Source organism: Escherichia sp. TW14182 (genome assembly GCF_000208525.1).
Lineage (GTDB): Bacteria > Pseudomonadota > Gammaproteobacteria > Enterobacterales > Enterobacteriaceae > Escherichia > Escherichia ruysiae.
This window is the reverse complement of the sequence record NZ_AEJZ01000257.1, coordinates 1-10,383: the sequence shown is the minus strand read 5'-3', so window position 1 is coordinate 10,383 and position 10,383 is coordinate 1. Positions and strand designations below refer to the sequence as shown.

Below are 10,383 nucleotides of genomic sequence, written 5' to 3'. Positions count from 1 at the left end.
CTGTGAAGATGAGGTCACCGGAATATTACCTTTCAGGCAAGAAACGGCATGTCTGAAACTCCCCTCCAGCACAGGTCGCGTTTTGGCACACTCAGGACCGGCAATCGGGCAGCGGGTACGGAAAACACAACCAGAAGGCGGGTTAATCGGCGACGGTAATTCCCCTTCCAGTAACTGAATAGATTTATTCTTTTCCAGATCCGGGTCAGGAATGGGCACTGCCGACATCAATGCTTTGGTATAAGGATGCAGCGGATTATGGTAGACCTCATCATACGTCCCCAGTTCTACCGCATGTCCGAGATACATCACCAGCACGCGATCGGAAATGTGTTTTACCACGGCCAGATCGTGGGCGATAAAGATTAATGACAATCCCATCTCACGCTGCAATTGCTGGAGCAGGTTGACTACCTGCGCCTGAATTGACACATCCAGCGCCGACACCGGCTCATCGCAGATAATCAGCTTCGGTTCAAGAATAAGTGCACGAGCAATCCCGATACGCTGACACTGCCCGCCGGAGAACTCATGCGGATAACGGTTAATCAGATTGGGTAGCAAGCCGACTTTCATCATCATCGCCTTCACGCGCTCACGAACTTCCTGGCGTGACATTTTCGGATGGTAGGTGCGCAGCGGTTCAGCGATGATCTCACCGATGGTCATACGCGGGTTCAGCGATGCCAGCGGATCCTGAAAAATCATCTGGATATCACTACGAACGGCACGCCATTCATCGGGCTTCATTCCCAACAACTCTTTGCCTAACCAGGCAACACGACCGTCAGTAGCCTTGACCAAACCGATGATGGCACGAGCAAAGGTGGACTTACCGCATCCCGATTCTCCTACCACACCCAATGTTTCCCCTTCATACAAGCGAAGCGTGACACCATCGACCGCTTTCAGTGTTTTTGCGGGTTGCCAGAACCACTGTTTGCCATCTTTGATTTCAAAGTGCACTTTCAGGTCAGCGATTTCGAGGAGGACTTTTCTTCCTTCAGTTACAGCATTCATAACAGTTCCTCCACCGGTTTAAAGCATGCACGCAGACGGCCAGGGGTAAACTCTTCCAGCGGCGGTGCGCTACTACAAATTTCCATCGCATGTGGACAACGTGGCTGGAACGGGCAACCTTTTGGTAATCGCAGCAGGTTTGGCGGATTACCGGGAATGGTCAACATGGTTTCACCTTCCGCATCGAGACGCGGCACCGCATTGAGCAAACCGATAGAATAAGGATGAACGGGTTGATAAAAGACATCGCGCGCATTGCCATATTCCATCGTGCGCCCGGCGTACATCACCAGAACTTTGTCACAGATCCCCGCCACCACACCCAGATCGTGGGTGATCATAATGATGGCGGTATTAAATTCCCGCTTCAGTTCATTCAATAGCGTCATGATTTGCGCCTGTACGGTCACGTCCAGCGCAGTTGTCGGCTCATCGGCAATCAGCAGTTTAGGCCGACACAGCAACGCCATCGCAATCATGACGCGCTGACGCATCCCACCAGAAAATTCATGCGGGAACATCTTCATGCGTTTACGCGCTTCCGGCATTTTTACCGCATCGAGCATCCGCACTGACTCTTCAAACGCCTCAGCCTTGCTCATGCTTTTATGCAGCATCAGCACTTCCATCAACTGCTCACCAACGCGCATATAAGGGTTTAACGAGGTCATCGGATCCTGAAAAATCATCGAGATTTGTTCAGCGCGCAGTTTATTGAGTTCTCGCTCTGGAAGATTGAGGATTTCTCGCCCATTGAAGGTTGCCGATCCGCCAATACGTCCGTTGGCAGCCAGAAGCCCCATTAAGGCAAACGCGGTTTGCGATTTACCCGAACCAGATTCACCAACGATACCCAGCGTTTCCCCGGCACGCAGGGAAAAATTCAAATCGTTAACCGCCGTGACGTCGCCATCCGGGGTACTAAAGGTGACACGCAAATCTTTCACGTTCAGTAGTGCGTCAGCCTGTTGTTGTGCGAGCGGCACAGTTGCAGTTTCAATTACGCTCATGGCTGCACTCCTTAACGATCTTTCGGGTCGAGGGCATCACGCAAGCCATCGCCGATAAAGTTGAAACAAAACAGCGTCACCACGAGGAATCCCGCAGGGAACAGCAGTAACCACGGAGAGACTTCCATCGAGTTCGCGCCATCGCTCAGCAATGCGCCCCAGCTGCTTAACGGCTCTTGTGTACCCAGCCCCAGGAAGCTTAAAAAGGATTCAAAGAGGATCATGCTGGGCACCAGTAGCGATGCATAGACCACTACAACACCAAGCACATTCGGCACAATGTGGCGAATAACAATACCGGGCGTAGATACACCGCCAACTTGTGCCGCCTCAATAAACTCTTTGCGCTTCAGACTCAGGGTTTGTCCACGCACAATACGCGCCATATCCAGCCAGGAAACCATGCCAATCGCTACAAAAATCAGCAGAATGTTTTGACCGAAAAAGGTCACCAGCAAAATGACGAAGAACATGAATGGGAAGGAGTTGAGGATTTCCAGCAGACGCATCATTACCGAATCCACTTTGCCGCCAAGATAACCAGAAAGCGAACCATAAAGTGTCCCCACAACCACTGCGACCAGTGCCGCAGCAACCCCGACCATGAGTGAGATACGTCCACCAATAGCAACGCGTACCAGCAAGTCGCGGCCAGATGAGTCAGTACCAAAGTAGTGACCGGATTCCATATCCGGGGCGCTGGACATCATCGCCCAGTCGGTATCGTCATAGGCAAACTGCGAAAGCATTGGTGCCAGGATAACAAATAACGCGATCAGTACCAGCACTATCAGACTGGCGACCGCCGCACGGTTATGCATAAAACGTCGACGTGCGTCCTGCCACAAGCTGCGCCCTTCGACCTCCAGCTTCTCACTGAAATTTTCCAGCGTCTCGCTGTTTTTCTTACTTAACATCATCGCGAGCTCCAGTATCAGTAACGGATTTTCGGATCGATAACCGCATATAGCACATCGACAATGGCATTAAACAAAATGGTTAATGCACCAACCAGAATGGTCAGGCTTAACACCAATGAATAGTCACGGTTCAATGCGCCATTAACGAACAATTGCCCGATCCCCGGCAAACCATAAATGGTTTCGATGACCATAGAACCGGTAATAATGCCGACAAATGCGGGTCCCATATAGGAGAGCACGGGTAGCAGAGCTGGTTTTAATGCGTGGCGAAGGATGATCCTGCGCATAGGTAAACCTTTCGCGCGGGCAGTACGAATAAAGTTGGAATGCAAAACTTCAATCATCGAACCACGGGTAATACGCGCAATACTGGCGATATAGGCGAGAGACAATGCCACCATCGGCAATATCATGAATTTCAGCGCCCCGCCATTCCAGCCACCGCCTGGTAGCCAATGCAAAATGATCGCAAATATCATGACTAATAATGGCGCAACCACAAAACTGGGGATAACCACCCCGGTCATTGCCAGCCCCATCACGGTATAGTCCCATTTGGTGTTTTGTTTTAATGCGGCAATAACGCCAGCACTAACACCCAGCACTACCGCAAGTATAAACGCGGCTGCCCCCAATTTTGCAGAAACAGGAAAACTGGATGCTACCAGGTCATTGACCGAATAATCTTTATATTTAAAAGACGGACCGAAATCGCCATGCGCCAGTTGTTTCAGGTAGCTGAAATACTGTGTCATGATCGGATCATTAAGATGATATTTCGCTTCGATATTGGCCATCACTTCTGGCGGTAACGTCCGTTCACCAGTGAACGGACTTCCTGGCGCCAGACGCATCATAAAGAACGAAATAGTAATCAGAATAAATAGCGTCGGAATCGCTTCCAGACAGCGACGTAGAATAAATTTTAACATTGCCGTACCTTCTGGCCAGTGCCTTCTATAATGCGATAAAAATCAGACACCGTGGAGCAAGTTCCCCTGCCCCACGTATTGCCATTAGTGCTTCACAATGTACATATTTCTGGTGTAGGTATTATCCAGCGGATCTTTGCCGGTATACCCCCCAACCCACGGTTTCACCAGACGCGCGTTCACATAGTAATAAACCGGAACAATGGCCGAATCTTTATCCAGCTGCTGTTCTGCTTTGGTGTACAGCGCAGTGCGTTGCGCCTCGTCAGTCGCTTTCAGCGTTTCCGCCATAATGCTGTCAAAGGCCGGGCTCTTATAATGCGCGGTATTCATCGAACTGTTCGACAGCATGGTGTTCAGGAAGGATGTTGGTTCGTTATAGTCAGCACACCAGCCTGCACGAGCCACATCAAAAGTTCCCTGGTGACGGGTATCGAGGAAGGTTTTCCACTCCTGGTTAACCAGTTTGACGTTTACACCAATGTTTTTCTTCCACAGTGAAGAGGCGGCAATCGCCAGCTTTTTATGCAGATCGGACGTGTTATATAGCAGGTTAATGGTCAACGGTTTGTCTGCGGTATAGCCCGCTTCAGCCAGCAGCTTTTTCGCTTCTTCGTTACGTTTTTCCTGACTCCAGCCAAACCATTCCGGTTGAGTTAATTTTGCACCATCTGTGTAAGGAGGAGTGTAACCATAGGCGGGCATATCGCCCTGTGCTTTCACTTTATTAACGATGATATCGCGATCCATACCCAGTTTCAGTGCGGTACGCACACGCACGTCGTTGAATGGCGGTTTCTGATTGTTAATTTCGTAATAGTAGGTGCACAAATACGGATCGACGTGAACCTCGTCCGGGATCTCTTTTTTAAGCTTCTGGAACAACTCGATCGGCATGTTGTTATAGGTCATATCGATTTCGCCGCTGCGATAGCGGTTAACATCGGTGACTTCAGAAGCAATCGGCAAATAGGTGACTTGGTTAATGACGGTTTTCGCGTTGTTCCAGTAGGTCGGGCTGCGCTCAAGAACGATACGTTCGTTAACGACCCAATCTTTTAAGGTATAGGCACCGTTGGTGACAATATTTCCTGGCTGGGTCCATTTCTCGCCGAATTTCTCAATAGCGGCTTTTGGCACCGGAGAAGTCGATGGGTGAACCAGTAATTTATAGAAATACGGAACAGGCTCACTTAATGTGACTTCTAAAGTGTGGTCATCGACGGCTTTCACGCCGAGATCGGTAATCGGTTTTTTCCCTTCGAGAATTTCATCAATACCGGCGATATGCCCATATTGTAGATAACTGGCATAGGGAGAAGCGGTGTTCGGATCAACAGAACGTTGCCAACTGTATACAAAGTCCTGCGCAGTGACTGGCGTGCCGTCGGACCATTTCGCATCTTTACGCAGATGGAATGTCCAGACTTTGGCATCTTTATTATCCCAGGACTCCGCGACGCCAGGCGCCGGGTGACCATCGAGATCGCTGACCAGCAAGCCTTCAAACAGGTCGCGACTGATATTAGACTCCGGAACCCCTTCAATTTTGTGCGGATCTAATGACTGAACTTCAGAACCATTGTTACGCACCAGCGTTTGTTTTTCTGCAAGCTGAACACCAGCGGGTACATCAGCCGCCAGCGCAACATTCCCTGCCATAAGCGCAGCCAGAACGCCTGCTGCTACTAAACTTCTCTTGGTGATGTTGGTCATTGTTTTTGGACTCCCTCATTATAATTACTGGCTTTAACCAGCATGTGTAATCCCGGGTTGGGACCCTGGACAGATTCGGAGACTTTCTGCTGCCAGGTTGATATATCGTTACGCTTTGCTATCACCGACTTTATTTATTCTGGCGATTCGAACGACCACCTTACGTCGGTTCCTACTGTGTCTCCCCTGTCGAGACACATTTACTATTTAATGCAGCAATTTTTATTGTTAATTATTCTCATTACCAAAAAAAATCGCCTGACGGTTGGCCGGAAAGTATCAAATGCGCTTCTTGCCCGCCAATACATTTTGCAAAATTGTTAAGTAATTCTCTTTTGCTGACCGCGCCAATATCTAAAGACTTCATCAGATTGCCAATAAAACCATTTAAAAACAATAAGATAAAACCTCGTAAAGCAAGTCTGTTTTTTCTGGTTGCTGTCACGATAGAGAAATATACAATAACTTAACAAAAGGTCATTATTTAGCACATTCCTCTGCCAAATGCAGTGGAATTACTAATATCATTTCAATTATTCTTCAGCAAGACCCAGGATTATGATGTCGCGAAAATAACATGATGAGGAGGATGGCGGGGTAAGGATATTCTTATAACTGGCTGTAATATGAGGAAAAATATTTATCTATTTCGTTTGCTTTTGATAACTGTGCTGGGCAAAAGTAAAAATAATGACGAAAAAACGGAGCACCATGGCTCCGTTTCGTATGAAAGAAATTAATTGAGCAGACCAGGGAAAATCCCTTTGATTCCATTAACAATAAATTCAATCCCTAATGCCATCAGCAGCAACCCCATAATACGAGTAATCACGTTTATACCGGTCTGGCGCAGAACTCGCACCAGCCAGGGTGCCATGCGGAATAAGCCCCAGCAACATAAAGCAAACAATGCAATTGCCACAAAAAAGCCGAACAGATAACCAATGCTGTGATAACGCGTTCCCCAAACGATAGTTGAACTGATCGCCCCTGGTCCTGCCATCAAAGGCAATGCGAGCGGTACAACGCCGATGCTTTCTCGAATTGCGGTTTCTGATTTCTCTTGTTTGTTCTGTTTATCCTCACCAAGCTTACCGCTGATCATCGACATCGCAATTGTAACCACCAGTATGCCGCCCGCGATGCGGAACGAATCAATCGATATTCCAAAAAGTTGCAGAATCGTGTCGCCGAGAAAAAGCGAGATCCACAAGATAATCGCTACCGACAGGTTGGCAGTCAGATTTGTTTTGTTTCTCGCTGCCGCAGTCTGATAGCTGGTCATACTGATGAACACGGGGATAATCCCAACCGGGTTAACCAGCGCAAATAACCCGATGAAAAATTTAAAGTAAACGGGAAAATCAAAGAGTGTCTGAATCACGGTTAGCTCCGAAGCAAAAGCCGGATAATGTTAGCCATAAGCAAAGGTAAAAAAATACGCGCTGACAATACGCCTTTTGGCAGCATTTTTCACCTCCTAACCGCTTAAAATTACTATCATTCATTATTGTTATCTAGTCGTGCAAAACATGCTAATGTAGCCAACAATAAATACTACAATTTATTAACTATTAGCTTTTATAGCTAAAAGCGGAGCTGAAAGGTGTCAGCTTTGCGGAATTTTGATCTAGATCACGTAATCAGTACCCAGAAGTGAGTAATCTTGCTTACGCCACCTGGAAGTGACGCATTAGAGATTAGTCTCTCTAATGTTTAAACTCTTTTAGTAAATCACAGTGAGTGTGAGCGCGAGTAAGCTTTTGATTTTCATAGGTTAAGCAAATCATCACCACACTGACTATACTCTCGTATTCGAGCAGATGATTTACTAAAAAAGTTTAACATTATCAGGAGAGCATTATGGCTGTTACTAATGTCGCTGAACTTAACGCACTCGTAGAGCGTGTAAAAAAAGCCCAGCGTGAATATGCCAGTTTCACTCAAGAGCAAGTTGATAAAATCTTCCGCGCCGCCGCTCTGGCTGCCGCAGATGCTCGAATCCCACTCGCGAAAATGGCCGTTGCCGAATCCGGCATGGGTATCGTCGAAGATAAAGTAATTAAAAACCACTTTGCTTCTGAATATATCTACAACGCCTATAAAGATGAAAAAACCTGTGGTGTTCTGTCTGAAGACGACACTTTCGGTACTATCACTATCGCTGAACCAATCGGTATTATCTGCGGTATCGTTCCAACGACTAACCCGACTTCAACTGCAATCTTCAAATCGCTGATCAGCCTGAAGACCCGTAACGCTATTATCTTCTCTCCGCACCCGCGTGCAAAAGATGCAACTAACAAAGCTGCTGATATCGTTCTGCAGGCTGCTATCGCTGCTGGTGCACCGAAAGATCTGATTGGCTGGATCGATCAACCTTCTGTTGAACTGTCCAACGCGCTGATGCACCATCCTGATATTAACCTGATCCTCGCGACTGGTGGTCCGGGCATGGTTAAAGCAGCATACAGCTCCGGTAAACCGGCAATCGGTGTAGGTGCTGGTAACACTCCGGTTGTTATCGATGAAACCGCAGATATCAAACGTGCAGTTGCATCCGTACTGATGTCCAAAACCTTCGACAACGGCGTAATCTGTGCTTCTGAACAATCTGTTGTTGTTGTTGACTCTGTTTATGACGCTGTACGTGAACGTTTCGCTACCCACGGCGGTTACATGCTGCAGGGTAAAGAGCTGAAAGCCGTTCAGGACGTTATCCTGAAAAACGGCGCACTGAACGCAGCTATCGTTGGTCAACCGGCTTATAAAATTGCTGAACTGGCGGGCTTCTCTGTACCAGAAAACACTAAGATTCTGATTGGTGAAGTGACCGTTGTTGATGAAAGCGAACCGTTCGCACATGAAAAACTGTCCCCGACGCTGGCAATGTACCGTGCAAAAGATTTCGAAGACGCGGTAGAGAAAGCAGAGAAACTGGTTGCCATGGGCGGTATCGGTCATACCTCTTGCCTGTACACCGACCAGGATAACCAACCGGCACGCGTTGCCTACTTCGGTCAGAAAATGAAAACTGCCCGTATCCTGATCAACACCCCGGCTTCTCAGGGTGGTATCGGTGACCTGTATAACTTCAAACTCGCACCTTCCCTGACTCTGGGTTGTGGTTCCTGGGGTGGTAACTCCATCTCTGAAAACGTTGGTCCGAAACACTTGATCAACAAGAAAACCGTTGCTAAGCGAGCTGAAAACATGTTGTGGCACAAACTTCCGAAATCTATCTACTTCCGCCGTGGCTCACTGCCAATCGCGCTGGATGAAGTGATTACTGATGGCCACAAACGTGCGCTCATCGTGACTGACCGCTTCCTGTTCAACAACGGTTATGCCGACCAGATTACTTCTGTACTGAAAGCTGCCGGCGTTGAAACTGAAGTCTTCTTTGAAGTTGAAGCTGACCCGACACTGAGCATCGTTCGTAAAGGTGCAGAACTGGCAAACTCCTTCAAGCCAGACGTGATCATCGCGCTGGGTGGCGGTTCCCCGATGGACGCCGCGAAAATCATGTGGGTTATGTACGAGCATCCGGAAACCCACTTTGAAGAACTGGCGCTGCGCTTTATGGATATCCGTAAACGTATCTACAAGTTCCCGAAAATGGGCGTGAAAGCGAAAATGATCGCCGTCACCACCACTTCCGGTACGGGTTCTGAAGTGACTCCGTTTGCGGTTGTAACCGACGATGCAACAGGTCAGAAATATCCGCTGGCAGACTATGCACTGACCCCGGATATGGCGATTGTTGACGCCAACCTGGTTATGGATATGCCGAAGTCCCTGTGTGCTTTCGGTGGTCTGGACGCAGTCACTCACGCCATGGAAGCTTATGTTTCTGTACTGGCATCTGAGTTCTCTGATGGTCAGGCTCTGCAGGCGCTGAAACTGCTCAAAGAATATCTGCCAGCGTCTTACCACGAAGGGGCTAAAAACCCGGTAGCGCGTGAACGTGTTCACAGTGCAGCTACTATCGCGGGTATCGCGTTTGCGAACGCCTTCCTGGGTGTATGTCACTCAATGGCGCACAAACTGGGCTCCCAGTTCCATATTCCGCACGGTCTGGCCAACGCCCTGCTGATTTGTAACGTTATCCGCTACAACGCGAATGACAACCCGACCAAGCAGACTGCATTCAGCCAGTACGATCGTCCACAGGCTCGTCGTCGTTATGCTGAAATCGCAGACCATCTGGGTCTGAGCGCACCGGGTGACCGTACTGCTGCGAAGATCGAGAAACTGCTGGCATGGCTGGAAACGCTGAAAGCAGAACTGGGTATTCCGAAATCTATCCGTGAGGCTGGCGTTCAGGAAGCTGACTTCCTGGCGAACGTAGATAAACTGTCTGAAGATGCATTCGATGACCAGTGCACCGGCGCTAACCCGCGTTACCCGCTGATCTCCGAGCTGAAACAGATTCTGCTGGATACCTACTATGGTCGTGATTACGTAGAAGGAGCACCAGCAGCAAAGGAAGCAGCTCCAGCTAAAGCAGAGAAAAAAGCGAAGAAATCCGCTTAATCAGTAACTCTGTACATCCTCATAAACGGTCCCTTTTGGGGCCGTTTTTTTGTTTTCGCTACACGCTATACAAAGTCAAATAACCCAACTGCATTAGTATGCTCATATATACTGTTATCTAATGCGCACTAACCGCGATAACCTGAAAATGACTCAACATCGTAGATGACGAAGCACTAAATCGTTCTGTTACGTTTTAGCGATGGTTAGGAGCAGAGAAAATGTAATGAACACATCCCCCCCATT

Annotated in this window: 8 protein-coding genes; 1 reads left to right on the top strand and 7 read right to left on the bottom strand. The window is 48.3% G+C overall.

What is annotated here, in order from left to right; all coding sequences use genetic code 11:
- The 7 genes from oppF to ychE all read right to left on the bottom strand — a co-directional run.
- The coding region (gene oppF / locus EQY_RS0119040) for a murein tripeptide/oligopeptide ABC transporter ATP binding protein OppF (protein ID WP_000994882.1) at positions 1 to 1,020 on the bottom strand (1,020 nt) is incomplete at its 3' end.
- On the bottom strand, positions 1,017 to 2,030 hold the full coding sequence (gene oppD / locus EQY_RS0119035; RefSeq protein WP_000110959.1) for a murein tripeptide/oligopeptide ABC transporter ATP-binding protein OppD: 1,014 nt from the start codon (positions 2,028 to 2,030) through the stop codon (positions 1,017 to 1,019). The genes oppF and oppD, both read right to left, overlap by 4 nt.
- An 11-nt stretch (positions 2,031 to 2,041) precedes the next feature.
- Entirely contained in the window at positions 2,042 to 2,950 is a 909-nt protein-coding gene (gene oppC, locus EQY_RS0119030) for an oligopeptide ABC transporter permease OppC (RefSeq protein WP_000979659.1), read from the bottom strand.
- A 14-nt stretch (positions 2,951 to 2,964) separates the two neighbouring features.
- Positions 2,965 to 3,885 (bottom strand): oligopeptide ABC transporter permease OppB, encoded by a 921-nt coding sequence (gene oppB / locus EQY_RS0119025; RefSeq protein WP_000911117.1) that lies wholly within the window; start codon positions 3,883 to 3,885, stop codon positions 2,965 to 2,967.
- A gap of 84 nt (positions 3,886 to 3,969) precedes the next feature.
- Positions 3,970 to 5,601 (bottom strand): oligopeptide ABC transporter substrate-binding protein OppA, encoded by a 1,632-nt coding sequence (gene oppA / locus EQY_RS0119020; protein ID WP_000182038.1) that lies wholly within the window; start codon positions 5,599 to 5,601, stop codon positions 3,970 to 3,972.
- Positions 5,602 to 5,842: 241 nt separating this feature from the next.
- Positions 5,843 to 6,046: a hypothetical protein gene (locus EQY_RS26310; RefSeq protein ID WP_138984125.1), complete on the bottom strand. Its 204-nt coding sequence runs from the start codon at positions 6,044 to 6,046 to the stop codon at positions 5,843 to 5,845.
- Between the two features lie 291 nt (positions 6,047 to 6,337).
- On the bottom strand, positions 6,338 to 6,985 hold the full coding sequence (gene ychE / locus EQY_RS0119015; protein ID WP_000616769.1) for an NAAT family transporter YchE: 648 nt from the start codon (positions 6,983 to 6,985) through the stop codon (positions 6,338 to 6,340).
- A gap of 479 nt (positions 6,986 to 7,464) precedes the next feature.
- On the opposite strand from ychE, the gene adhE reads away from it, so the two are divergent.
- The gene (gene adhE, locus EQY_RS0119010) at positions 7,465 to 10,137 is read left to right on the top strand and encodes a bifunctional acetaldehyde-CoA/alcohol dehydrogenase (protein ID WP_000301666.1); all 2,673 of its coding nucleotides are present in this window, start codon (positions 7,465 to 7,467) and stop codon (positions 10,135 to 10,137) included.
- Positions 10,138 to 10,383 lie beyond the last annotated feature (246 nt).

Excerpts from the sequence above, each read along its gene's own strand:
- oppD (WP_000110959.1), bottom strand. The coding sequence starts at position 2,030 with ATGAGCGTAATTGAAACTGCAACTGTGCCGCTCGCACAACAACAGGCT.
- oppC (WP_000979659.1), bottom strand. The coding sequence starts at position 2,950 with ATGATGTTAAGTAAGAAAAACAGCGAGACGCTGGAAAATTTCAGTGAG.
- oppB (WP_000911117.1), bottom strand. The coding sequence starts at position 3,885 with ATGTTAAAATTTATTCTACGTCGCTGTCTGGAAGCGATTCCGACGCTA.
- oppA (WP_000182038.1), bottom strand. The coding sequence starts at position 5,601 with ATGACCAACATCACCAAGAGAAGTTTAGTAGCAGCAGGCGTTCTGGCT.
- adhE (WP_000301666.1), top strand. The coding sequence starts at position 7,465 with ATGGCTGTTACTAATGTCGCTGAACTTAACGCACTCGTAGAGCGTGTA.